Source organism: Castellaniella sp. (genome assembly GCF_004321985.1).
Lineage (GTDB): Bacteria > Pseudomonadota > Gammaproteobacteria > Burkholderiales > Burkholderiaceae_B > Castellaniella.
This window is the reverse complement of sequence record NZ_SCQN01000044.1, coordinates 145975-171318: the sequence shown is the minus strand read 5'-3', so window position 1 is coordinate 171318 and position 25344 is coordinate 145975. Positions and strand designations below refer to the sequence as shown.

The 25344-nt window shown below is 62.5% G+C and carries 20 protein-coding genes and 1 tRNA gene; 9 read left to right on the top strand and 12 right to left on the bottom strand.

Annotated elements, in window-relative coordinates; translation table 11 throughout:
* Positions 1-2: 2 nt before the first annotated feature.
* The 3 genes from iscR to uvrB all read right to left on the bottom strand — a co-directional run bounded on the left by iscR (position 3) and on the right by uvrB (position 3343).
* A complete protein-coding gene (iscR, locus tag EPN31_RS10615) occupies positions 3-527 on the bottom strand; it encodes a Fe-S cluster assembly transcriptional regulator IscR (RefSeq protein ID WP_291772943.1) in 525 nt (174 codons plus the stop codon).
* Positions 528-741: 214 nt separating this feature from the next.
* Positions 742-1233 carry a low molecular weight protein-tyrosine-phosphatase gene (locus EPN31_RS10610; RefSeq protein WP_291773019.1) on the bottom strand — a complete coding sequence of 164 codons (492 nt, stop codon included), beginning with the start codon at positions 1231-1233 and terminating at the stop codon, positions 742-744.
* 73 nt (positions 1234-1306) lie between these two features.
* Positions 1307-3343, bottom strand: coding sequence for an excinuclease ABC subunit UvrB (gene uvrB / locus EPN31_RS10605; RefSeq protein ID WP_291772941.1), 2037 nt, complete (start codon positions 3341-3343; stop codon positions 1307-1309).
* Between the two features lie 107 nt (positions 3344-3450).
* Here uvrB and EPN31_RS10600 point away from each other — a divergent pair, with 107 nt between their 5' ends.
* Positions 3451-4656 carry an amino acid aminotransferase gene (locus tag EPN31_RS10600; RefSeq protein WP_291772939.1) on the top strand — a complete coding sequence of 402 codons (1206 nt, stop codon included), beginning with the start codon at positions 3451-3453 and terminating at the stop codon, positions 4654-4656.
* Between the two features lie 105 nt (positions 4657-4761).
* On the top strand, positions 4762-5439 hold the full coding sequence (gene lexA, locus EPN31_RS10595; protein ID WP_291772937.1) for a transcriptional repressor LexA: 678 nt from the start codon (positions 4762-4764) through the stop codon (positions 5437-5439).
* Between the two features lie 125 nt (positions 5440-5564).
* Here lexA and lon read toward each other — a convergent pair whose 3' ends face one another.
* The 5 genes from lon to EPN31_RS10570 form a co-directional block, all read right to left on the bottom strand.
* Positions 5565-8033 (bottom strand): endopeptidase La, encoded by a 2469-nt coding sequence (gene lon / locus EPN31_RS10590; protein ID WP_291772935.1) that lies wholly within the window; start codon positions 8031-8033, stop codon positions 5565-5567.
* Positions 8034-8190: 157 nt separating this feature from the next.
* Positions 8191-9483: an ATP-dependent Clp protease ATP-binding subunit ClpX gene (gene clpX / locus EPN31_RS10585; RefSeq protein ID WP_291772933.1), complete on the bottom strand. Its 1293-nt coding sequence runs from the start codon at positions 9481-9483 to the stop codon at positions 8191-8193.
* 10 nt (positions 9484-9493) lie between these two features.
* On the bottom strand, positions 9494-10153 hold the full coding sequence (gene clpP, locus EPN31_RS10580; RefSeq protein ID WP_291772931.1) for an ATP-dependent Clp endopeptidase proteolytic subunit ClpP: 660 nt from the start codon (positions 10151-10153) through the stop codon (positions 9494-9496).
* Positions 10153-11463: a trigger factor gene (gene tig, locus EPN31_RS10575; RefSeq protein ID WP_291772929.1), complete on the bottom strand. Its 1311-nt coding sequence runs from the start codon at positions 11461-11463 to the stop codon at positions 10153-10155. Before tig ends, clpP begins: the two co-directional genes overlap by 1 nt.
* A gap of 75 nt (positions 11464-11538) precedes the next feature.
* Positions 11539-11621 (bottom strand) — tRNA-Leu (locus EPN31_RS10570).
* A gap of 275 nt (positions 11622-11896) precedes the next feature.
* Between EPN31_RS10570 and prmB the strand changes: the two genes are divergently transcribed.
* The 7 genes from prmB (at position 11897) to EPN31_RS10535 (ending at position 19554) form a co-directional block, all read left to right on the top strand.
* On the top strand, positions 11897-12793 hold the full coding sequence (gene prmB / locus EPN31_RS10565) for a 50S ribosomal protein L3 N(5)-glutamine methyltransferase (protein WP_291772927.1): 897 nt from the start codon (positions 11897-11899) through the stop codon (positions 12791-12793).
* The gene (locus tag EPN31_RS10560) at positions 12790-14706 is read left to right on the top strand and encodes an ABC-F family ATP-binding cassette domain-containing protein (protein ID WP_291772925.1); all 1917 of its coding nucleotides are present in this window, start codon (positions 12790-12792) and stop codon (positions 14704-14706) included. Before prmB ends, EPN31_RS10560 begins: the two co-directional genes overlap by 4 nt.
* Before the next feature lie 240 nt (positions 14707-14946).
* Positions 14947-15516 (top strand): carboxymuconolactone decarboxylase family protein, encoded by a 570-nt coding sequence (locus tag EPN31_RS10555; protein ID WP_291772923.1) that lies wholly within the window; start codon positions 14947-14949, stop codon positions 15514-15516.
* 14 nt (positions 15517-15530) lie between these two features.
* Positions 15531-16637, top strand: a complete 1107-nt coding sequence (locus EPN31_RS10550; protein WP_291772921.1) for an acyl-CoA dehydrogenase family protein — start codon at positions 15531-15533, stop codon at positions 16635-16637.
* A gap of 3 nt (positions 16638-16640) precedes the next feature.
* On the top strand, positions 16641-17471 hold the full coding sequence (locus tag EPN31_RS10545; protein WP_291772919.1) for an ABC transporter ATP-binding protein: 831 nt from the start codon (positions 16641-16643) through the stop codon (positions 17469-17471).
* Positions 17468-18691: an ABC transporter substrate-binding protein gene (locus EPN31_RS10540; RefSeq protein WP_291772917.1), complete on the top strand. Its 1224-nt coding sequence runs from the start codon at positions 17468-17470 to the stop codon at positions 18689-18691. Before EPN31_RS10545 ends, EPN31_RS10540 begins: the two co-directional genes overlap by 4 nt.
* Positions 18691-19554: an ABC transporter permease gene (locus EPN31_RS10535; protein ID WP_291772915.1), complete on the top strand. Its 864-nt coding sequence runs from the start codon at positions 18691-18693 to the stop codon at positions 19552-19554. Before EPN31_RS10540 ends, EPN31_RS10535 begins: the two co-directional genes overlap by 1 nt.
* 18 nt (positions 19555-19572) lie before the next feature.
* Here EPN31_RS10535 and EPN31_RS10530 read toward each other — a convergent pair whose 3' ends face one another.
* The 4 genes from EPN31_RS10530 to purN all read right to left on the bottom strand — a co-directional run bounded on the left by EPN31_RS10530 (position 19573) and on the right by purN (position 25291).
* The gene (locus EPN31_RS10530; RefSeq protein WP_291772913.1) at positions 19573-21858 is read right to left on the bottom strand and encodes a UvrD-helicase domain-containing protein; all 2286 of its coding nucleotides are present in this window, start codon (positions 21856-21858) and stop codon (positions 19573-19575) included.
* Entirely contained in the window at positions 21855-23060 is a 1206-nt protein-coding gene (locus EPN31_RS10525; RefSeq protein WP_291772912.1) for a fatty acid desaturase, read from the bottom strand. Before EPN31_RS10525 ends, EPN31_RS10530 begins: the two co-directional genes overlap by 4 nt.
* A gap of 94 nt (positions 23061-23154) precedes the next feature.
* Complete coding sequence (locus EPN31_RS10520; RefSeq protein WP_367188313.1) at positions 23155-24465, bottom strand: RsmB/NOP family class I SAM-dependent RNA methyltransferase; 1311 nt, start codon at positions 24463-24465, stop codon at positions 23155-23157.
* A gap of 118 nt (positions 24466-24583) precedes the next feature.
* Positions 24584-25291: a phosphoribosylglycinamide formyltransferase gene (gene purN, locus EPN31_RS10515; RefSeq protein WP_291772910.1), complete on the bottom strand. Its 708-nt coding sequence runs from the start codon at positions 25289-25291 to the stop codon at positions 24584-24586.
* Positions 25292-25344: the final 53 nt, after the last annotated feature.

Here is a 25344-nt window from a genome sequence, read left to right as displayed (position 1 = left end):
AATCAGGCCGAGACGGTCTCCTCCAGAGGTTCCGCCTGGCGCGCTGGAACCTTGCGGCCGGTGGACTTCAGGCCCGCTCGCAGCTGGCCGGATTCCTGCCATTCACGCAGGCGCTGCTGATCCACCAGATCTTGCAGCGAGACCGAATCCAGATACTCTACCATCTTTCGGCTCAGCGTCGCCCACAGATCATGGGTCATGCACTTTCCAGTATGCCCATTGCGGCCGATGTTGCAATTTTCTTTGCCGCCGCAGCTCGTTGCGTCGAGCGGCTCGTCCACCGCGAAAATGACGCCGGCCACGGAGATGTCGCGTGCATGACGCGCCAGCGTATAGCCACCGCCAGGCCCGCGAACGCTGTCGACCAACTCATGACGACGCAACTTGCCAAAAAGCTGCTCCAGATAGGACAGCGAGATGTTCTGCCGTTCGCTGATGGCGGCCAGCGTCACCGGTCCGCTATGAGCCCGCAAAGCCAGATCGATCATCGCAGTTACTGCAAATCGTCCCTTGGTCGTCAAACGCATGATAGGCCTCACTATTCGATGCTAGTCATTGGGCATATCTGATACCCGACTAATTGAGTCAAGTATATCAATGCGGATGCACGAATCGGGCGAGCTCCAGGCCCTGTCGGAAGGGAAACTTGACGTAGATCAAGCCGACAGGATTTCACGCAGCCGAGGGGCAATGAAAAGGCGCCGGGAGGCGCCTTTGGGTCATGCCGATGCAAGTGGCGGATCAGGCTGCCTGATACTGAAGGGCACGCTTGCGCACGAGTTCCAGGACCCCCTGGCAGGCGTCTTCGATGTAGTCCAGGACCTTGTTGAAACCTTCGGGGCCGCCATAGTAAGGGTCCGGCACCGTCGCTTCCTCGAATTCGTTGGAAAAACGCATCAGCAGCATGAGCTTGTGCTGGTAGATCTTGGGGCACTGCTGCTGCAGTGCCGACAGGTTCTCCCAATCCATGGCGAGGATCAGGTCCGCATCCCGAAAATCATCCATCCTGATTTGACGCGCCACATGGCTGGACAGGTCATAGCCGCGCTTTCGCGCAGCAGCCTGTGCCCGCGCGTCGGGGGCTTCACCCACATGAAAATGATGCGTGGCAACGGAATCGACGCAAACTGCGTCAGAAAGGCTGCCCTCGTCAACCAGATGCTGGAACACGCCCTGAGCGGTGGGGGAACGGCAGATATTGCCTGTACAGACGAAAAGGACCTTATGCATGATAGGTGAAAGTGTGCGGGAAAACCCGGAAATTGGCAAGTATTTTCGACTGAGAATCAGAGAAAAGCGTGTCCTGTCAGAAGTTTGCCGCCCATAGCGCCCGGTCCTTGAGCGCATGCAGGGCGTCTCGTGCGGCGGCGGCCTGCTCGAACTCCAGATTGCGGGCGTGTTCATTCATTTTCTGCTCCAGACGCCGGATTTCCCGAGCCAGCGACTTCTCGTCCCGGAGGGCGGCAGCATCGAAAGCCGGCTCGTCATCCGGCACCGCAGCGGGGGACATGCCTACCCCGTCGATCAGGTCGCGCACGGCCTTGCTGACGCCGCGTGCCGTGATCCCATGCGCTTCGTTGAAGGCTTGCTGCTTTTCCCGCCGGCGCCGAGTCTCACCCATCGCCCGCTGCATGGAATCGGTCACCCGGTCAGCGTACAAGATCGCCCGGCCATGCAGATTGCGGGCCGCCCGGCCCATGGTCTGGATCAGGCTGCGTTCGGACCGCAGAAAACCCTCCTTGTCGGCATCCAGGATTGCAACCAGGGACACCTCAGGAATATCCAGTCCCTCGCGCAGCAGGTTGATCCCCACCAGCACGTCGAAAGCACCCAGCCGGAGGTCCCGGATGATCTCGACCCGCTCGACAGTGTCGATGTCCGAATGCAGATAGCGCACCTTGAGCCCGCTTTCCTGCAGATACTCGGTCAGATCTTCAGCCATGCGCTTGGTGAGCGTGGTCACCAGCACCCGCTCGCGGCGCGCGATACATTTCTTGGCCTCACCGAGCAGGTCATCCACCTGAGTCGTGGCCGGCCGGACTTCGACTTCGGGATCCACCAGCCCCGTAGGACGCACCACCTGTTCCACCACCTGGTCGGAATGCTGGGACTCATAGAGACCAGGGGTGGCGGACACGAACACGCACTGCGGCATGCGGGCCTCGAATTCCTCGAGCCGCAGAGGCCGGTTGTCCAACGCGGAAGGAAGCCGGAACCCGAATTGCACCAGCGTCTCTTTGCGCGACCGGTCACCTCGATACATGCCCCCCAACTGCCCGATCGTAACGTGGCTCTCATCGATGAACATGAGTGCGCGCGCCGGCAGATAGTCGATGAGCGTGGGAGGCGGCTCACCGGGCGCGGCGCCGGACAAGTGCCGCGAGTAATTCTCGATGCCTTTGCAGAAGCCCAGCTCCTGCAGCATCTCCAGATCGAAACGGGTGCGCTGCTCCAGGCGCTGCGCCTCGACCAGCTTGCCGGCGGTGTTCAGCTCCTCCAGGCGGCTGCGCAGCTCTTCCTTGATAGTCCCGATCGCGCGCAGCACGGTTTCGCGCGGTGTGACGTAGTGAGAGCTCGGGAAAACGGTGAACCGCACCAGACTCTGAACCAGCTTGCCCGTGAGCGGATCGAACAGGTCCAGGGACTCGATCTCGTCGTCGAACATGGTGATGCGAAGCGCGTATTCGGCATGTTCGGCCGGGAATACGTCCACGATTTCGCCTCTCGCGCGGAATGTCCCACGCGCGAAATCCATGTCATTGCGTTCGTACTGCATGGACACCAGGCGGGCGAGAATCTCTTGCCGCGCGATGTGGTCACCGTTGCGCAGGGTCAGCACCATGGCGTGATAGTCGCCCGGATTGCCGATCCCATAGATGCAGGACACTGTCCCTACGATGACGGTATCCTGGCGCTCGAGCAGGCTCTTGGTCGCCGAAAGCCGCATCTGCTCGATGTGCTCGTTGATTGACGAGTCCTTCTCGATGAACAGGTCACGCGCCGGCACATAGGCCTCGGGTTGGTAATAGTCGTAATACGAAACGAAATACTCCACCGCGTTGCGTGGAAAGAACTCGCGCATCTCGGCATAAAGCTGCGCCGCCAGCGTCTTGTTGGGTGCCAGCACGATGGCCGGACGCCCCATTCGCGCGATGACGTTGGCCATGGTGTATGTTTTGCCGGACCCTGTAACACCCAGCAATGTCTGGCCCATGAGCCCGTCGCGCAAGCCCTCTTCGAGCGCAGCAATCGCAGCCGGCTGATCGCCGGCGGGCGAATAGGGTTCGTACAGCTGGAACGGGCTATCGGGGTACTGCACGAATCGCGCGCCGGAATCAGACATGAGGCTTGTGCTAGACACTCTACGGGTAAACCCCTTATTATCCCATCGTTGATCTTCAAGACCAAGCTTCAAGACCAAGGCCCCTTTTCTCCCTCCTTCACTGTCCAATGTCCTCCCTATTCGCTTCCGTCGAACTTGCCCCCCGCGACCCCATCCTGGGCCTGAACGAACAATTCAAGGCCGATACCCGCTCCACCAAGGTGAACCTGGGCGTAGGTGTCTACTACGACGACAAGGGCCACATCCCGCTGCTGAAGTCCGTCCGCCAGGCGGAAGCAAAGCTGTTCGAGCAGGCGGCACCACGCAGCTACCTGCCGATTGACGGCATTCCTGGCTACAACGCCGGCGCGCGCGCCCTGCTCCTGGGCGCCGATTCTCCCCTGATTTCCGAACACCGCTCGGTCACGGTACAGGCGCTGGGTGGCACCGGAGCCCTGAAGATCGGGGCCGATTTCCTCAAGCGCATCCTGCCCAATGCCCAGGTCGCCATCAGCAATCCGAGCTGGGCCAACCACCAGGCACTGTTTTCGGCCGCGGGCTTTCCCGTCGTGCAGTACGACTACTACGATGCGGCCACCCACGGTCTTGACTTCGATGCCATGATGGCGTCCCTGCGCGCGCTGCCGGCTGGCACCATCGTGGTGCTGCACGCCTGCTGCCACAATCCCACGGGCGTGGATCCCAGCACGGAACAGTGGCTCGAAATCGCAAAGACCTTGCAGTCGCGTCAGCTCGTGCCTTTCCTGGACATTGCCTACCAGGGATTCGGAGCAGGCCTGGAAGAGGATGCCTCTGTGGTCCGGTTGTTTGCCGGGATGAACATGACCATGTTCGTCAGTTCCTCGTTCTCCAAATCATTTTCGCTGTACGGTGAGCGAGTGGGCGCCCTGACGCTGATCACCAGCGGAGACGAGGAAAGCACCCGCGTCCTGAGCCAGCTCAAGCGCGTCATCCGCACCAACTACTCCAACCCCCCCACCCATGGCGGCGCCATCGTGGCGATGGTACTCAACACACCCGAACTGCGTGCGCTCTGGGCGACCGAGCTGGCCGAGATGCGGGACCGCATCCGCACCATGCGCCATCAACTGGTGGAGAAGCTTCACGCACAGGGCGTCACCCAGGACTTCCGCTTCGTGGAAGCCCAGCGCGGGATGTTCTCATACTCCGGCCTGACCAAGGCGCATGTCGACCGCCTCCGTGACGAGTTCGGCATCTATGCCATTGGCAGCGGCCGCATCTGCGTTGCCGCCCTGAACAGCGGCAACATCGACTATGTGGCACAGTCGATCGCCAAGGTCCTGAAGCACTAGAACCAGCCATATCGGCCCCGGCTCAGACCGGGGCCGGCGGGAACGCTTGCTTTCGGCTGCCACTTCAGACACAATACGGACTGGTTTTTCATCCAGTAGTGTGTCATGGCTCTGAAACTCACTGCGCGCCAATCCCAGATCCTGGACCTCATCCGCCAGGCCATCAGCCGAACCGGGCGGCCGCCGACCCGTGCAGAAATCGCCCACCAACTCGGGTTTCGCTCGGCCAACGCTGCTGAAGACCACCTGCGCGCTCTAGAACGCAAAGGCCACATTCGCCTGACGGCCAGCACATCCCGCGGGATCCAGTTGCTGGACGCCGCCGCGCCGGCCGCTGTTCCGGCACCCCCCCAACGCACCTCAGAAACACTTGGCTGGCTGGATGCGGCCGGCAGCCTGCTCCTACCGCTGGTGGGGCATGTGGCCGCCGGCCATCCCATCCTGGCGGCCGAGCATGTGGAGCGCGAAATCGCCGTCGCGCCTCAGCTCTTCTCCTCAGCCCCTGACTACCTGCTGCGCGTGCGAGGCAGCAGCATGCGGGATGCGGGCATCCTGGACGGCGACCTGCTGGCCGTGCACCGCACACCAGAGGCCCGACACGGCCAGATCGTCGTCGCCCGCCTGGGCGACGACGTCACCGTCAAGCGCCTGGAACACCTGGGCCGCGCCATCCGGCTCCTGCCCGAGAACCCCGACTTCAAGCCCATCCAGGTAGGACCGGGCGACAACTTCGCCATCGAAGGCATCGCTGTGGGGCTGATTCGGACCACGCCGCTGCACTAACCCAATCAGCCCCGACATCAAGCAGTCGTTGGGCCCCTTCCACCTTTCAACAGGACGAAGAAGCCCATCATCCGATGATTGGTGGTGCATTGCACCGCAACGAATGATGAGCTTCCACACCTATCTCAATGCTTGAGCAGGCCCTCCGGCGCTGGCGCGGCGACTTTAGCGGCTGCCGCCGCGGCTTCTGCCGCCAGCTTGGCCACTTCCTCGTCTGACAACGGCGTTGGCATGTGCTGCAAGGCGACCTCGAGCACCCGATCGATCCAGCGTACCGGGATGATCTCCAGGTAGTTTTTCACGTTGTCGGGGATTTCGGCCAGGTCCTTCACGTTATCCTCGGGAATCATCACGGTCTTGATCCCGCCCCGGTGGGCAGCCAAGAGTTTTTCCTTCAATCCGCCGATCTCGAGGACCTCGCCGCGTAGCGTGATCTCACCTGTCATGGCCACGTCGGCCCGCACCGGAATCCCGGTCAACGCAGAAACCAGCGCGGTGGTGATCGCAATGCCTGCGGATGGCCCGTCCTTGGGGACCGCCCCCTCGGGAAAGTGCACATGCAGATCGCGCTTCTCAAACACCTGGTCCGCAATGCCCCAGCGCCGAGCCCGCGCCCGCACGACCGTGCGTGCCGCCTCGACGGACTCCTTCATGACGTCACCCAGCGAGCCGGTGCGCAGCACCACACCCTTCCCAGGCATGTCGGCAACTTCGATGGTCAGCAAGTCGCCACCCACCTCGGTCCAGGCAAGCCCGGTGACCTGGCCTACTTTGTCTTCCTTTTCAGCCATGCCGAAGCTGAACCGCCGCACACCCAAGAAATCGCTCAGATTGTCAGCGTCGACCTTGACGGGGTCCTTCACAAAAGCCTTCGTGGACTTGCGGCCCTTCGCGGCGGCTCTGTCTGCCAGCATCTTCTTCACGACCTTGCGGCAGATCTTGGAAATTTCGCGTTCCAGCGCCCGCACGCCCGCCTCGCGGGTGTAATACCGCACGATGTCGCGCACGGCGGCTTCGGCGATGGAGAGCTCGCCGTCCTCGACGCCATTGTTCTTCATCTGCTTGGGCAACAGGTGATCGAAGGCAATGTGCACTTTCTCGTCCTCGGTATATCCGGACAAGCGGATGACCTCCATCCGGTCCAGCAGTGCCGGTGGAATGTTCAGCGTATTGCTCGTGGCCACGAACATCACATCGGACAGATCAAAATCGACCTCGATGTAATGGTCCTGGAAAGTGTGATTCTGCTCGGGATCCAGAACCTCCAGAAGCGCCGACGAAGGATCACCGCGAAAGTCCGCACCCATCTTGTCGATTTCGTCGAGCAGAAAGAGCGGATTACGAACGCCGACCTTGGCCATGTTCTGCAGAATCTTGCCCGGCATGGAGCCAATGTATGTGCGGCGGTGACCACGGATCTCGGCCTCATCGCGAACCCCGCCCAGCGCCATGCGAATGTACTTGCGGTTTGTCGCCCGCGCCACCGACTGGCCCAGCGATGTCTTGCCCACTCCCGGAGGGCCGACCAGACAGAGGATCGGCGCCTTGAGCTTGTCCACACGTTGCTGAACCGCCAGATACTCGATGATGCGCTCCTTGACCTTTTCCAGACCGTAATGGTCGGCATTCAGGATCTCTTCGGCGTTGTCCAGCGAATTATTGACGCGGCTCTTCTTGCGCCACGGCAACCCCACCAGCGTGTCGATGTAGTTGCGCACCACGGTGGCCTCGGCCGACATGGGCGACATGAGCTTGAGCTTCTTCAGCTCGCCGTCTGCCTTCTTACGGGCTTCCTTGGGCAGGTGCGCGTCAGCGACCTTGCGCTCCAGCTCTTCGATATCGGCGCCCTCTTCACCCTCGCCCAGCTCCTTCTGAATGGCCTTGACCTGCTCATTCAGGTAGTAGTCACGCTGGCTCTTCTCCATCTGCTTCTTCACGCGCCCACGAATGCGCTTCTCGACCTGAAGAATGTCGATCTCGGATTCGAGCTGTGACAACAGCGCCTCGAGCCGGCCCGTCGCACTGGGTGTATCCAGCAGGGACTGCTTTTGCTCGATCTTCAGCGGCAGATGAGCCGCAATCGTGTCCGCCAGCCGGCCGGCTTCCTCGATCCCGGAGAGCGTGGTCAGGATTTCCTGGGGGATTTTCTTGTTCAGCTTGACGTACTGGTCGAACTGGGCCACGACCGCACGGCGCAGTGCCTCGGCTTCAGCCTGCACGCCGGGTTCCTCGACAATGCCGGAGGCTCGGGCCATGAAGTGAGTCTCGGCTTCGACCACTGCATGGATACGGGCACGCTGCAGCCCTTCGACCAATACCTTGACGGTACCGTCGGGGAGCTTGAGCATCTGCAGGATGCTGGCGGCACAGCCCACATCGAACAGATCATCGGCTGAAGGTTCGTCCTTGCCGGCTGCTTTCTGGGCAACCAGCATGACGCTGCTGCCGGCCTCCATGGCCATTTCCAGCGCCTTGATGGAACGAGGACGCCCGACAAACAGGGGGATGACCATGTGGGGGAACACGACCACGTCGCGCAATGGCAACAGTGGCAGGTCCACGGGATCCGCAGTGAGAATCTGGCTAGCAGACATGGTTGCTTCCTTGAACTGAGTCTATGAAAAAAGGAAGCACAGGCTTCCTTTTTGTGATGCCTGACATCCATATGGTGTCGCTTGGGGGGGTTTCAAGCCCGCAAGCGCCAGGAAGCCGGGAGGCCTGAGTACAGTATATAGAATGTCCGAGGCTGATTCAGGCGGCCGCCGAATGCAACGGCTTCTGTTCCGGGCGGCGAGCGGCCCGGGGGCCCTTGATGAGCTGCGGCGTTGTCTTGCCGTTGACCGCATCCTGATCCAGCACCACCCGGTTGACTTCGGTGTGTGCGGGTAGCTCGTACATGGTTCCCAGCAGCGATTGCTCGAGGATGGAACGCAAGCCGCGAGCCCCGGTACGGCGCTTGATGGCACGCGCGGCGATCGCCTTGAGCGCCTCTGGGGTGACTTCCAGTCCCACGTCCTCCATCTCGAAGAGCTTCTGGAACTGCTTGACCACCGCATTACGCGGCTCGGTCAGGATCCGCACCAGCATGCTCTCGTCCAGTTCTTCGAGGGTGGCTACTACGGGGAGCCGCCCCACCAGCTCGGGAATCAAACCGAACTTGATGAGGTCTTCGGGCTCCACCTCGGAAAACAGCTCCCCCACACCGCGCTCAGAGCGGGTATGCACGGTGGCGGAAAAGCCGATACCGGAGCGCTCGCTGCGGTCACGAATGATCTTTTCCAGACCGTCGAACGCACCGCCGACGATAAACAGGATGTTGGTGGTGTCGACCTGAACGAAATCCTGGTTGGGATGCTTGCGACCACCCTGTGGTGGCACCGACGCGACCGTCCCCTCGATGAGCTTGAGCAGTGCCTGCTGAACGCCTTCTCCCGAAACATCGCGGGTGATCGACGGGTTGTCGGACTTGCGCGAGATCTTGTCTATTTCATCGATATAGACGATGGCGCGCTGAGCCTTCTCGACCTCGTAGTTGCAGTTCTGCAGCAGTTTCTGGATGATGTTTTCGACATCCTCGCCTACATAGCCGGCCTCAGTCAAGGTAGTCGCATCGGCCATCACGAACGGCACGTCCAGCATCCGCGCCAGCGTCTGCGCCAGCAGGGTCTTGCCTGAGCCCGTCGGGCCGATCAGAAGGATATTGCTCTTGGAGAGCTCGACGTCGCCGTCCTTGGCATCCGCATAGCGGATGCGCTTGTAGTGGTTGTAGACAGCCACCGCCAGATTGCGCTTGGGCGCTTCCTGTCCAATGACATAACCATCGAGGAACGATTTGATTTCCTGCGGTGTAGGCAACTCGGTCCGGACAGCCACACGCGTCGCATCCTGCGATTCTTCGCGGATGATGTCGTTGCACAGGCTGATGCACTCGTCGCAGATGAACACCGAAGGACCGGCGATCAGCTTGTGAACTTCGTGCTGGCTTTTGTTGCAGAAGGAGCAGTGCAGGGTCTTGTCTTCACTGGAACCTTTTTTTTCCGTCATGGCATCCCACTCATTCGGTCTCGTCGGTCCGCGAAACCAATACCTTGTCGATGAGCCCGTAGGCCTGAGCATCGGCGGCGGACATGAAGTTGTCGCGCTCGGTATCCAAACCGATGCGTTCGACGTCCTGGCCGGTTCTTTCGGCCAGAATGCCGTTCATGCGCTCCCGCAGGCTAAGGATTTCCTTCGCCTGGATCTGAATGTCGGACGCCTGCCCCTGGGCGCCGCCCGACGGCTGGTGAATCATGATGCGCGAATTCGGCAAGGCGTAGCGCTTGCCCTTTTCGCCAGCCGCCAGCAGGAATGCACCCATGCTGGCCGCAATGCCCGTGCACAGCGTCGAAACAGCAGGCTTCACGAACTGCATCGTGTCATAGATTGCCATGCCCGCGTACACGGACCCGCCCGGCGAGTTGATGTATAGCGATATGTCCTTGTCGGGGTTCTCTGATTCCAGGAACAGCAGCTGAGCCACAACCAGATTCGCCGACTGGTCGTTGACCTCTCCGACGAAGAAGATTACCCGCTCGCGCAGCAGGCGCGAGTAGATATCGTAGGAGCGCTCGCCGCGACCCGACTGCTCGACCACGATGGGCACATAGCCCAGACCAGTGGGGACGACCGAATTCCCACCGTACAGAGAGGCATAGAAATCGGTGAACCTGGGCATCAATGTGTTCCCATCAAGGTATCGAAATCGACGGACTCATCAGTCACCTGAGCTGCCGCCAGAATATGATCAACCACGTTGTCTTCCAGTACCAGCGATTCTATCTCAGCACGGCGTTGACGATCCGACAAGTAATAAGTAACGACCTGAGCCGGTTGCTCGTAGCTCTTGGCGAAGTCTTCGATGCGGGCCCGCACCTGTTCGGGCTTGGCCGTGAGGTCGGCAGACTTGATCAGTTCGCCCACCACCAGCCCGAGCCGCACACGGCGCTCGGATTCTGCCCGGAACGTGTCCTCGGGAATGGGCACGGTGTCGGCGTTGGGCAGGCCGCGCTGCTTGAGCTCCTCGCGGGCTGCTGCGGTACGGCTGGCGATCTCGCTGTCCACCAGCGCCTTGGGCAGATCGAACGTGCAGGCACCCGCCAGGGCGTCCATGACGCTGGCCTTGGTGCGGTTCTTGGCACGCGCCTGTGCTTCCCGCTCGACATTGGCGCGGATATCAGCCAGCAGCAATTCCACGTTGCCTTCGGCCTGACCCAGCGACTTCGCGAAATCGGCATCCATCTCGGGAAGCTCGGGCGCAGAGACTTCTTTCAGTGTGATCGCGAATTCAGCCTGCTTGCCGGCTACAGCCGCGCTGCCGTAATCATCGGGGAATTTCAGCGGAAAGGTTTTGGATTCGCCAGCCTTGAGTCCCGTCGCCGCAGTCTCGAATTCGGGCAGCATGCGTCCCTGGCCCAGCACGAAGTAAAAATCCTCGGCCGAGCCGCCCTCGAAGGCCACGCCGTCGATCGTGCCCTTGAAGTCCAGCTTCACGCGGTCCCCTGCTTGCGCCGAGCGGTCGGCAGCGGGCTTGAAAATAGTGCGCTGGTGGCGCAGCACGTCCACGGTCTTCTGGACTTCGGCGTCGCCCACGGACACCGTGCTGCGCGTGACCTTGAGGCCCGCCAGATCGGGGAGCGCAATTTCGGGATAGACCTCGAAAGTCGCCGAGAAGGCCAGAACGCCTTCGTCCGTGTCCTCGGTCTTGGGTTCCAGATTCGGGGTACCGGCCACCCGCAGATTGGCATCCGCGATGACCTTGTCCAGAGTCTTGCCGATCTGGCCGTTGATGACGTCATAACGCACCGAAGGCCCGTGGCTGCGCTCGATCACCGACAGCGGAGCCTTGCCGGGGCGAAAACCATGGATCTTCGCGGTCCTGGCGACGCGCTTGAGCTGCGTCTGAACTTCCTTTTCGATATCGGCGACCGAGACGGTCAGATCGACGCGGCGCTCCAGGCCGGACAACTTTTCAACCACGGGTTGCATGCGGAACCTATTGGATAAATGAGAGACGGTAAACGAGGCATTTTACCGGAATCTGGGTGAACCCGCCGATGCGGATGGTGCCCGGAGGGGGACTTGAACCCCCACGCTTGCGCACTGGCTTCTAAGACCAGCGTGTCTACCAATTCCACCATCCGGGCGTGATGCCAGAAAGACTCGCCGCCACCGGCCAGCGAACCAAGCCGGCACATGCGGCAGGCAATCGACCTTCGCGTCTGAAATCACGGGAACCCGCGATTTTACCATCAACATGCGTCCGACCACGGTGTTGCCACGACCGCAGCAACGCCCATGGTACTACTCGCCAGACTGCAAAAGATCTGCAGGGGTGTGCCAGAGAAGGTAAAATTCAGCCATCAACGGCAGGATCACGGGTGCGGGCCGCACCGGTCCTGCCTCTTTTATTGCGACTGCCATGGCCTCCCCATATAACGAACTTCTGACCCTGCGCGACCTGCTGCGCTGGGCGATCTCACGCTTTCAGGCGGCAGGCCTGGTGTTTGGACACGGCACCGACAACGCCTGGGACGAGGCAGCATACCTGCTGTTGCACAGCCTTCACCTGCCGCTGGATACGCTGGAACCTTTTCTGGACGCACGACTCCTGGAGCGCGAACGACAGCGTTGCGTGGACCTGATCCACGAACGTGTCAGCAGCCGCAAGCCTGCAGCCTACCTGACGGGCGAGGCCTGGCTCCAGGGCGAGCGGTTCCTGGTGGACGAGCGCGTCATCGTGCCGCGCTCACCCATTGCCGAGCTGTTGGCCGAAAACCTCGCCCCATGGATCGCCGATCCGCTGGCCGTCCACCAAGTGCTGGATCTGTGTACCGGATCAGGCTGCCTGGCCATTCTGGCGGCCAAGGCTTTTCCCCAGGCGACTGTGGATGCCACGGATGTCTCGGCCGATGCTCTAGCAGTTGCTCAGACCAATATCGAGCTGCACAGCCTGCAGGAACGCGTGACACCCCTGCGCAGCGACCTGACGACCCGTATCCCGAACGACCGCAGTTACGATCTGATCGTGTGCAATCCACCTTATGTCAACGCCCGCTCCATGGCCGAGCTGCCGGCCGAGTATCGGCACGAACCGGGCCTGGCGCTGGCGGGCGGATCGGACGGCATGGACCTGGTGCGCAAGATCCTTGCCCAGGTGCCAAAATTGATGGCCCCAAAGGGGCTGCTGATTCTGGAAGTCGGCAACGAACAGGAACACTTCGAGCAGGCATTCCCCGAACTCGAACCGACCTGGTTGAGCACGGATTCGGCCTCTGACCAGATCCTGCTGCTGCGCCGCGCGCAACTCACGGAATGATTCGCGCCTCTGGACTCACGCTCAGGCGCGGCATCAAGGTTCTGCTGGACGGTGCGGAATTCACTATCCACGCCGGCGAACGAGTCGGCATCGTCGGGCGCAACGGCGCTGGAAAGTCTTCCCTTTTCGCCCTGCTTCAACACCAGATCGACCAGGACGCAGGCACGCTGGACATGCCAGCCGCCTGGCGCATGGCAGCTGTCGAACAGATCGTGCACGATACAGACCGGCCGGCGCGGGAATTCGTCATCGACGGTGACCGCCACCTGCGTGCGCTGCAAGCGCACCGTGCCACACTGGGGCCCGACCAAGGCCAAGCCATCGCCGAGTCTGAGGCCGCGCTGGTCGAGGCCCAGGCCTGGAGCGCTCCATCGCGCGCCGATCAGCTTCTGGCAGGTCTGGGTTTCGCACCCGACGAATGGACCCGGCCAGTGGCGAGCTTTTCGGGCGGCTGGCAGATGCGTATTGCGCTGGCGCGCGCACTCATGGCCCCATCCGATCTGCTGCTGCTGGACGAACCGACCAACCACCTGGACCTGGACGCCATGCTCTGGCTGGAACGGTGGCTGGCGGGATACCCGGGCACGATTCTGCTGATCTCTCACGACACCGAATTTCTGGATGCGGTGGCACGCGCCATCCTGCATTTCGAGCAGGGCAAGCTGGTGCGCTACAAGGGCGACTATCAGGCCTTCCTGGAGCAGCGCGCGGAGCGCCTGCGCCAGAGCCGTCTGGCGCAGCAGCGCCAGACCCGCGAAGCCGCACATCTGCAGTCATTCATCGACCGCTTCAAGGCAAAGGCCACCAAGGCCAAGCAGGCTCAGAGCCGGGTCAAGGCGCTGGCCCGCATGCAGGTCCTCACGCCGTTGGCCGTGGAGTCTGGCATCGACATCCGCCTGCCCGATCCTGACCACACGCCGGACATCTTGTTGAGACTCGAAGAGGCCTCGATGGGGTACCCCGCCGGCAACGACACGCCGGCGCGTACCGTGCTGGAGGGAGTGACACTGACAGTACGCGGCGGCGGCCGCACCGGCATCCTCGGGGTGAATGGCGCTGGCAAAAGCACGCTGGTCAAGACGCTGGCACAGGAACTGCAGCCCCTGGCAGGCCACTACCACCCAGCGCGTGGGCTGGAGATCGGCTACTTTGCGCAGCAGCAGCTCGACCTGCTCGATGCTGAACTCAGCCCTCTGCAGCATTTCACGCGTATTGCACCCGATGCGCGCGAACAGGATCTGCGCGACATGCTGGGCGGATTCGGCTTCGGGGGCGACATGGTGAATCAGCCGGTGGCTCCCTTTTCCGGCGGCGAGAAGGCACGCCTGGCACTGGCCCTCATCGTCTGGCGCAAGCCCAATCTGCTGCTGCTGGACGAACCCAGCAACCACCTGGACGTGGACACCCGAGAGGCACTAGCCCGCGCACTGGCGGAGTTCCCTGGGAGCGTCCTGCTGGTTTCTCACGACCGACACCTGCTGCGCACAACGGTGGACGATTTCTGGATCGTGGCAGATGGCCGTGTGCAGCCCTTCGAAGGAGATCTGGAAGATTACCGGGAATGGCTGCAGCAGCACGCTGCGGCCCGGTCCCAGACCAACCGCTTGGCCGCACCTGCCGAAAAGGACCGCAAGACCGAACGGCGGGAGCAGGCGCAGGCGCGCCAGCGTCTGGCGGCACAGCGTAAGCCGCTGGAAGCCCGCCTGAAGAAGACTGAAGATGCCATGGCGCGCGCGCAGAGCCGCCTGGCAGAACTGAACGCACTGATGACACAACCGGATTTCTACACCGACGCATGGCGCGATCAGCGCCCCAGACTGCTCGCCGAGCACGGCGAACTCACCAAGGCGCTAGAGGCCAGCGAAGACGACTGGCTGCGGACCCAGGCTGAAATCGAAGCTCTGGAGATCTGACCGGACGGGCCGCACGGGCCGCGCACCGTCGCCCACCATCAGGACCGCATTGGAGCCGGTTCGGAGCATCGACGGAATATGTTCATACGCAGCGGTCATTAAGAGAATCCGGCATGGACTGATGAACGCGAGTCATTAGGACTGCTCCGAATAATTTAATGAGCTTATATTCGTTTGGGTCACATGAATGGCTCCTTAGAATGATCAGGTCTTAGCTATTTCACAGAAGATCTGAACACCATGAGCCGCCTTCCCATCCAAACGATTGATTCCGCCCCCGCCGCCGCCCAGGACCGCCTGCGTACTGCCGCCCAGGCCAATGGCTTTCTGCCCAACCTGCTGGGTGTCCTGGCCAACGCGCCGACTGCCCTGGAAACCTACCAGACTGTCAGCGCGATCAACGCCCGCAACAGCCTGACGGCGACCGAGCGCGAGGTGATCCAGATCACGGCGGCAACCTACAACGGCTGCGGCTTCTGCGTCGCCGGCCACACCAAGCTCGCTACCAAGAAGCTTCAGCTTCCCCAGGAGCTGGTGGATGCGCTGCGCGGCACACACGCCCTGTCTGACCCCAAGCTCAATGCATTGGCCCAGTTCACCTTGCAAGTTCTTGAGCACAAGGGCCAAGTTTCCGACTTGGCACTCCAGGCCTTCCGGGCTGCTGGCTATACCGACGGGCAAGTACTGGAAGTCGTGCTGGGCGTGAGCCTGGCATCCCTGTGCAACTACTCCAACAATCTGGCGCACACCCCGATCAACGCAGAACTGCAGCCTTACGCCAACCAGCAATTGGCCGCCTACGCGGCCTGACAGGACGCATGATCATGACGCGCTCTGCGTTGCCCCATGGCCTGCTGCAAACGGTGGACGAGCTGATCCAGACACGCCTCGCTCCCCAGACGCAGGCCATCGACCACGGCCTCTATCCCGCAGATTTCCTGCGTACCCTAGGCCAACTGGGCGGGTTTGCCGCTGCACTGCCATCGGCTGAAGGCGGACTGAACCTGAACCTGGCTGCCCAGGTCGATCTCGTGGCGCAGGTGGCCCGTACCTGCGGATCCACAGCCTTTCTGGTCTGGTGCCAGGCCATCTGCACCTGGTATCTGCACCAGACGCACAACCCTGCAGCTCGCGAACGCTACTTGAAACCACTCGCGGCAGGCACCCTGCTTGCCGGCACAGGCATGTCGAATGCGGTGAAGCATCTGGCGGGAATCGAGCGCATCAATTTGCGCGGGCACCGCGATGGCACCGACTTCGTGGTCAACGGGGCCCTGCCCTGGGTTTCCAATCTGGGCGAAGATCATCTGCTCATCGCGGCTGCCGAACTGGACGAAGGCGGCTACGTCATGTTCGTCGTACCGCCACACGCGCCCGCACTGACGCTGCGCGCCTGCCCCGCCTTCTCGGGGATGGAAGGCACGGGCACGCTGAATGTCCGCCTGAAGAACGCTCGCATCCCTGCCGATGACGTCCTGGCCGACGCAGACGAATTCGATGCCTACATGAAGCGGATCAAGAGCGGTTTCCTGCTGACCCAGGCCGGCATGGGCCTGGGCCTGATTCAGGCCAGCGTGGACGCCATCACGGCCAGCAATGTACGCCTCGCGCACGTCAACTGCTATCTGGACGATCAGTCCGACACCCTGGCACGGGACCTGGATGCCCTGCATGCAGAGACCACCCGTCTGGCGAACCAGGGGCAGTCCGCCCTACCGCTGGATGTGCTGCGCGTTCGTGCCCGTTCGTCGGAACTCGCCTTGCGCGCCACTCAATCAGCAGCGCTGCACACGGGCGCAGCTGGCTACCTGCTGAGCAATCCGTCGCAGCGCCGCCTGCGCGAGGCCCTGTTCGTCGCCATTGTGACGCCAGCTCTGAAGCACCTGCGCAAAGAAATCGACGGGCTGGAACACGCCCGAGAGGCAGCTTGAGCCATGGCGGCGCTCCCTTCGACGCTCGCCCACACGGACAGTAGCCCCACACCCGGCGTCCTCAGTGCGCAGGGCCTGGCACTGGGCTATGCGCGGGCCGGGCAATCTCAGGCCACCTGCGTCCTGCGGGACTTCTCATTCGAACTGCAAGCGGGAGAGATCGTGGCGGTCCTGGGGCCCAGCGGGGCCGGCAAATCATCGCTGCTGCGCACTCTTGCAGGACTGCAGCCCGTGCAAGCCGGCGAAGTCCGCATCCGGGGAGAGCGGCTGACCGGGCCTGACCCCAAGCTGGGATTCGTGTTCCAGGACCCCTGCCTGCTTCCATGGCTCACACTCGAGGAAAACGTGGGTTTCGGGCTGGACTTTCGCCATCAGCCACACTTGGACCAGACGCAGCGGGGCGAGAGAATCCAGCGCGCCATCGCCGAGGTCGGGCTGCTCGCGGCACGCACCCGCTACCCCGATGAACTGTCGGGCGGAATGGCACAACGCACGTCACTGGCCCGCAGCTTGGCCCGCGCGCCCGAAATCCTGCTGTTGGACGAGCCGTTCAGCGCTCTGGATGAAATCACACGCGGGGAAATGCAGACGCTGCTCCTGCAGATCACCATGCGCCACCATACGTCGGCCATCCTGGTGACCCACGACATCGACGAGGCACTCATTCTCGCCGATCGCATTCTGTTGATCGGCGGCCAGCCAGGACACCTGATTGGCCAATGGCGGCCGGACTGCCCCCACCCTCGCGACGAAACCGATCCTCACCTGACCACGCTGCGCGTCGACATTCTCCAGGCCCTCCGGGCCGCACGCACTCCCAGACTCGTATCATGACACTCAAACTTCTGGATTCCTGCTGCTCCACCGACGACAGCACGCTCGCCCGTCGCCGTGAATTCCTCAAACTGTCCGCACTGTTCACGGCAACCGGCGCACTGCCGTTCCTGCAAATGGGGCGGGTGGCGCGGGCGGCGGAGCCCGACGCACCCGTGCGGATCGGCTACCTGCCCATCACGGACGCAACGCCTCTGCTCGTCGCCCACCACAACGGCTTGTTCACGCAACAAGGGCTGCAGGTCGAGAAACCGCGCCGGTTCCGTAGCTGGTCGCAGATCGTGGAAGCCTTCCTGGCCGGACAGGTGAACGTGGTGCACCTGCTTATGCCCATGACGATCTGGTCGCGATTCGGCAGTCATTCGCCCGCGAAAGTCGTGGCCTGGAATCATACGGAAGGATCCTGCCTGACCGTTCTCCCGGATCTGAAGAATGTCGCGGATCTGGGTGGGACCACGGTCGCCATTCCGTTCTGGTATTCAGTCCACAACATCGTCTTGCAAGCGCTGCTGCGGGAATCTGGCCTGGAGTTCATCAGCGAGGGTGTACCGACCAAGAAGCAGGTGAGACTGGTCGTGATGTCCCCGGGCGACATGCTCCCCGCACTCGGCACCAAACAGATTTCGGGCTATATCGTTGCTGAGCCCTTCAACGCCAAGGCCGAAGAACTGGGCGTCGGCAAGGTCTGGCGTTTCACGGGAGACGTCTGGCGCAACCATGCCTGCTGCGTGGTCACCATGCACGAAAGCGATTTGCAGAAGCGCCCCGAATGGACACAGAAGGTCGTCAACGCCATCGTCCAGGCCCAGTCCTGGGTGCGTGGTCACCGCGAGGAAACGGTCAACATCCTGGCCCGCGACAATCCTGCAGCCTATACGCCGCACAACCGTTCCACCCTGGCGCGCGTGCTCGTCCCATCACCTGAACGCGATGCGGAATACGCACGGACGGGCGCCATTCGCCACCCGGCATGGCACGAGAAACGCATCGACTTCCAGCCCTACCCCTATCCGAGCTACACGGAGAAGCTGGTGGATCTCCTCAAGACAACCTATGTGCTGGGTCAGAACGACTTCCTGAAAACCTTGGACCCAGCAAGGGCCGCACGCGAACTGGTGGACGAACGCTATGTGCGCAAGGCCATCGAGGCTCAGGGCGGCATGAAAGCGTTTGGTGCACCCGACGGCTATGCCCGCACCGAGACCTTTGAGGTGACCTGATGGACGCCCCTTTATCCACGTTGACCGTCGGAGATGCACGATCCGAGTCCACTCGGCACTCACGGTCAGCGTCCGGGCACACGAAACTCAGCGGCTTCACGCTGCGGCTCGCAACAGGACGCTTGGCATTGAGCCTGAGCGGCCTGCTGGTATTGCTGGTGCTCTGGGGGGCCGGCATTGCATTGCTGGGCGACAACGTTCCCATGGCCCGCATGTTTTCGCCGTTCCAGGCGCTACCCTCGCTGATCCACTTGTTGGCAGAGAACCAGTTGACGCTGCACACCCTGGTCAGCCTGCGCCGGGTGGCTGTCGGCCTGTTCTGGGCGTTGATCTTCGGCGTTCCGATCGGCCTGGCAGTAGGCGCATCCAGACGGCTGGAATCCGCCACCAGCGGCGCCTTCCAGTTCCTGAGGATGATCTCGCCGCTTTCGTGGATGCCGATCGCCGTCATGCTGTTCGGCATCGGAGACGCACCCATTTACTTCCTGCTCAGCTTCGCAGCCGTGTGGCCCATCATCCTGAACACCAGCGCAGGCGTTCGCACGCTAGACCCACGCTGGCTCATGCTGGCACGCAGCCTGAGCGCCACGCGCCGCGAAATCCTCTGGAGGATCGTCATCCCCGGGTCGCTGGGCCATATCCTGACGGGGCTGAGGCTGGCCATCGGAATCGTCTGGATCATCCTGGTACCCTGTGAAATGCTGGGGGTCAGTTCCGGCCTCGGCTATTTCATCCTGGACACGCGAGACCGGCTGGCCTACTCCGAACTCATGGCTGTCATCGTTCTGATCGGCGTGCTGGGTTTTCTGCTGGACGCCACCGCACAACGGCTGCACCGGCGCTGGGCACGCGGGCGGGCCTGACGGTCCACGGACGATCGGTCAGTCCAGAACTTCCAGTTTTGCCACCCCCAGGGCCAGCGTCTTGACGCCCGTCTCGCGAAACTCGATGCGTGCCTGGGCCTCGGCCCCGCTACCACTCAACGCCACCACGGTTCCCTCGCCAAAACGGCCGTGGCGCACGCTGCCGCCAATGCGGAAACACTGTCCATCCACTGTGATCCCGGCAGTCTGGGTGTGCGCAACCCGCGGCGCAAAAGTACTCGTGCGCTCACCCTGCCAACCACCCCCTCCGCGCCGGAAGGCCCCTGCCCAGGCAGACTGCTCACGATCGGCGCGCTGGCGCGGCGTCACCCATTTCAGATGCTCATCGGGAATCTCGTCCAGAAAGCGCGAGCGCATCGGATACCGCGTCTGACCATGAAGCAACCGGCTTTGCGCCAGCGTGAGCGTCAACCGCTCCCGCGCCCGTGTCATGGCCACGTACATGAGGCGGCGCTCTTCCTCGAGCCCCCCCGGATCCAGCAGGCTGTTCTCGTGCGGAAAGAGACCTTCTTCCAGACCTGTGATAAAGACCGCATCGAACTCGAGGCCCTTCGCGGCATGCACAGTCATGAGCTGCACGGCGTCTTCGCCCGCCTGTGCTTGATTGTCGCCTGCTTCAAAGGAGGCATGACTCAGGAAAGCACCCAGTGGCGACATGACCTGAAGCGGCTCCGATTCCGGGTCGTCCGCCGCAGCCTGGGTGGCTGCCGCCGCCAGACCCTCGGGAATGCGCCCAGCCACCAGCCCGGCATAGCCTTCCTCGGCCACGAACGCAGCGGCCGCGTTGACCAGTTCCTGGAGATTTTCCAGCCGCTCCTGGCCCTCGCGATCCGCACGGTAGTGAGCCTCCAGCCCGCTGACGTGCGCGACCTGACCGATGAGTTCCGGCAGGTCCAGGCTCTGTGCATCGTGGGCCAGTCCCTGAATCAGCTGAGCGAAACGGACCAGGCTGCTGCCACCCTTGCCCGCCACATAAGGGACCGCCTGCACCAGGCTCACGCCATACTGGGCAGCTGCGTCTGCCTGCTGCTCCAGCGTGCGCGCGCCGATGCCGCGCGTGGGGAAATTCACCACCCGCATCCATGAGGTGTCATCGTGCGGATTGTCGATCAACCGCAGGTATGCCAATACATGCTTGATTTCCTGGCGCTCGAAGAAGCGCTGGCCACCATAAACTCGATACGGTACCCCGGCGGTGAACAGCGCATGCTCGATGGGCCTGGACTGCGCGTTGCTGCGATAAAGGATGGCCACCTGGTGCGCCGCCCGGCCCTCACGCAACAGTGCGCGGACCTCATCCACCAGCCACTGCGCCTCGAGCGCATCGGAGGGCTGTTCCACCACTCGTAGAAGCTCACCTTCTCCAGCCTGGGTCCAGAGATTCTTGCCCAGGCGATGCTCGTTGTGCGCAATCAGCGCGTTCGCCGCATCCAGAATGTGGCCGAAAGACCGGTAGTTCTGCTCCAGACGGATGACGTTACCATGGGCGTACTGCCGCTCGAAGTCGGCCATGTTACCCACGTTGGCGCCTCGAAACGCATAGATGGACTGATCGTCATCACCGACCGCGAAGACTGGCGTATCGGTCCCTGCGAGCAACATCAGCCACCGGTACTGCAGCACGTTGGTATCCTGAAACTCATCGACCAGGATGTGACGGAACCGCCGCTGGTAATGCTCGCGGATGGACGACTCGCGGGTAAGCAACTCGTAGGCCCGCAGCAGCAGCTCGCCAAAGTCCACCACCCCTTCGCGCTCGCATTGGTCCTGGTAAAGCTGATACAGGTCCGCCAACCGCCGTGTGTACGCGTCGCGCGCATCCATGTCTTTGGGGCGCAGGCCATCTTCCTTGGCCCCGTTGATCATTCGCTGTACATCACGCGGCGCGAAACGCTCGTCGTCCACACCAGCCGCCTTCAGCATCCGTTTGATGGCGGAAAGCTGATCGGCGCCGTCGAGAATCTGGAAGGTCTGTGGCAGCCCAGCCTCGCGGAAGTGAGCTCGCAGCAACCGGTTGCAAAGGCCGTGGAAAGTTCCCACCCACATGCCGCGCGTCTGGATCGGCAGCAGCGCCGACAGGCGCGTGAGCATCTCGCGAGCAGCCTTGTTGGTGAATGTCACCGCCAGCAGCCCGAATGGACTCACCTGGCCGGTCTGGATCAGCCAAGCCATGCGGGTCGTCAGCACCCGGGTCTTGCCGCTACCTGCGCCTGCCAGCACGAGCGCATGCGCGGCCGGCAGCGTGACAGCGGCTTTCTGTTGCTCGTTCAGGCCTTCGATCATAGGGCGTAGCGGCGTAGCCGATACGCGAATTGCTCCAGCCCGTCGATTCCGCTGGCCTGCGCCCTCTGGCACCAGGCACGTAGATCAACGAGCAACTGCTCGCTACTGGCGCTGGAAGATTCCCACAGAGCCATCAGATCATGGCGCATCTGAATCAGGGTGGACAGTGCAGGCGCCAGCGTCAAGGCACGAGCCATCTGGTCACGCTCGACTGGCGCCAGCAAGGCGTCGTCGCGCATGAGCCACTTGCGGCAACGGCGCAATAGCGCACGATCGCCCTGACCGCCGGGAAGCTTGAGGGATTGGAGTTCGTGTGTCACGGTCACCCGCACCATGCGCGAATACCGTGCCAGAACCTCGTAGCGATGCGCAATGATGCCCTGAAGCTGATCCAGACCCAACGATTCAATGGGTGAGCCATTGCTCTGCAGGCGTAGGCGGGGTGCGACCTTGCGCACGCTGACCAGCCCCAGGAACTGGAGTATCCGGATGTATGCCCACCCCAGGTCGATCTCGTACCACTTGGAAGAGAACTTGGCGGAGCTGCCGTAGGCGTGATGGTTGTTGTGCAGCTCTTCGCCACCGATCACCAGCCCCCAGGGGACTACGTTGGTACTGTTATCGGGGCAGGCGAAATTGCGATAGCCCCAGGCATGCCCCAGACCATTGACCACGCCAGCCGCCCAGAACGGTATCCAGGCCATCTGGATGGCCCAGATGGTGAGCCCCACCACTCCGAAAAGCACCAGATCGATCACCAGCATGATGACGATGCCCAGCAGATTATGCCGGGAGTAAAGCCGCCGTTCGATCCAGTCGTCAGGCGTGCCATGGCCGTAGCGCTTCAGCGTCTCCAGGTTCTTTGCCTCGTCACGATAAAGCTCGGCACCGCGAAAGAATACCTGCGACAGGCCGAAAACTGCCGGCGAATGAGGGTCGCCTTCGCGCTCGCATTTGGCATGGTGCTTGCGATGAATCGCTACCCATTCCTTGGTCACCATCCCGGTGGTGAACCAGAGCCAGAAGCGCAGAAAATGCGACAGCGCCGGATGCAGATCCAGCCCGCGGTGCGCTTGGCACCGGTGGAGGTACAGCGTGACGGCGATGATCGTGATGTGCGTAAGCACCAACGTCACCGCCACCAGCGCCCAGGGGCCCAGTTGCAGCACCCCGCCCTGAAGAAACGAAAGCCAGGTATTCATTGCCATCCGGTCAGTGCCCAGAAAGTTCGAAGAAGCACCTTTCAGTTTAACGTAGCTGACAGCCACGCGTCAGGAATTGCCGCAACGGCGCGGGTTAATCCTGAGGCTCCGGATCATCGGATCCGGCGGGTTCGTCACCAGAGGTTTCGCTATCAGCCACCGGGCCTGGTTCGGCCGGCCGGACCAGCGCACGCTGCATTACCGCCCCGAAAAAACCATCGGTGCCGTGCACGTCCGGGCGCAAGCGCAGATAAGGCCCATCCAGCGATAGCGGGATGCCACGCTCGGCCAACACCGGGCCGGCTTCCAGCAGGGCGAATTCCGTGTGCTCGCTCAGGAAGGCCTCGACCTGCCGCTCATTTTCCTCCGCCAGGATGCTGCAGCTTCCATAGACCAGACGCCCTCCCGGACGCACGCAGGCAGCAGCGTCGCGCAAAATGGCGGCCTGCGCGGCACACAACTGCGTCAGGGCGTCGGGGTGCTGGCGCCACTTCAGATCCGGGTTGCGGCGCAGCGTTCCCAGGCCGCTGCAGGGCGCATCGACCAGCACACGGTGCGCCTTGCCGCGCAGCCGGTGCACCCGCTGGTCGTGATGCTCGGAAATCACGACCGGCACGACATTGGAGAGACCGCTGCGCGCAAAGCGCGGCTTGGCGCGCGCCAAGCGGGCCGCCGACACGTCAAAGGCATAGAGCCTGCCGGTGGAATGCATGAGCGCCCCCAGCAGCAGGGTCTTGCCACCCGCGCCGGCACAAAAATCAATCACCATTTCACCACGCCGCGGCGACACCAGGGCTGCCAGCAACTGGCTGCCTTCGTCCTGGACCTCAATCTCCCCGCGCTCGAAGGCGCCCCAGCGGTTGATCGGCGGCCGCCCCTCGATGCGTAACCCCCAAGGGGAATAGCGGGTAGGCTGGGCGTGCCACCGCGCCTCCGGGCCCTGTTCCCAGGCCTGAAGCAAAGACGCCCGATCAGTCTTCAGTGGATTCACCCGCAAATCCAACGGCGCCGGCTGATTCAGCGCCTGCAGCAGCGATTCCACATTTTCAACGCTGGCCAGACGCGCCTCCAGCCAATCCGGAATGCTGTAGCGCACCGACCGGGGCAATCCCGCTGGCGAAAACGCCTCGATGTGATCCAGCCAGCGGCGCTCTTGATCGTCGAGCCCGGTGTCTAGCGTCTCGCGTGGCCAGACCGACGCCAGTCCGAGAATGGCCAGACGGCGGGCAGCGGCCCCCGCCCCGCTTTCGGCAAACTGGCGGTAACGCCGCAAGTGTCGCAGGACGTCGAACACTGCTTCAGCAATTTCTCCACGATCCCGCAGGCCGGCATTGCTGTGACCACGAAACCAGTGCGACAGCACCGCATCGGCCGGATACTGCCACTGCAGGATCTCACCCAGCACCTGACGCACCTGTTCGATGCGAGCAGCAGCCACCACATACTGGCGAGCAGGCGCCTGTGGCCGAGCCCCGGACGGACGCCGCCCGCCTCCCCGCTTTTCATCCATCGTCATGACAATCCTATTCGTGAAACTGTGTGGCGCCCAGCCAGGCACGGTGCGATTCGCCCTGGACCTGCACCCGGCCATCCGGCATCAGGCGCACCCGCCGCCAGGCGAGCCAGCGCAGTACTTGCGCATAGACCCGATGCTCGACTGTGAGCAGCCGATCGGCCAGCCGCTCTGGGGTGTCGTCCGCACGGACGGGAATCACACCCTGTGCGATGATGGGCCCATGGTCCAGTTCAGGCGTTACGAAATGCACAGTGCACCCGTGCCACTGGACGCCCTGAGCAAGCGCCTGCTGGTGGGTATGCAACCCTGGAAAGGCCGGCAACAGCGAGGGGTGGATATTGATGATGCGTCCCTGAAACCGATGCACCAGATCCGCACCCAGAACCCGCATGAACCCGGCGAGCAGAATATAGTCGGGTGCAAGCTGCTCCAGACGCGCCTGCAGGGCGGCGTCGAACGCTTGGCGACTGCCAAAGTCCGCATGCGGCAGCAGGTCGGTCGGCAAGCCGCGCTCACGCGCCCAGGCAAGCCCAGCCGCGTCGGCCCGGTTCGAGAGCACGGTGCAAATCTCGACTGGCAGGTCCTCGGCGGCAACCGCCTGGACCAGCGACTGCATGTTCGAACCCCGCCCTGAAATCAGAATGGCCACCCGCACCCGCGACCCGTTCTGGTCGGACGGCTCGCCAGCCAGCTGATTTGCGTTGGGGTGCGCCATGCGCAGGCTCTCCGGCATAAAATCCACACGAAAGCTGAAATTGTAAACTGTTG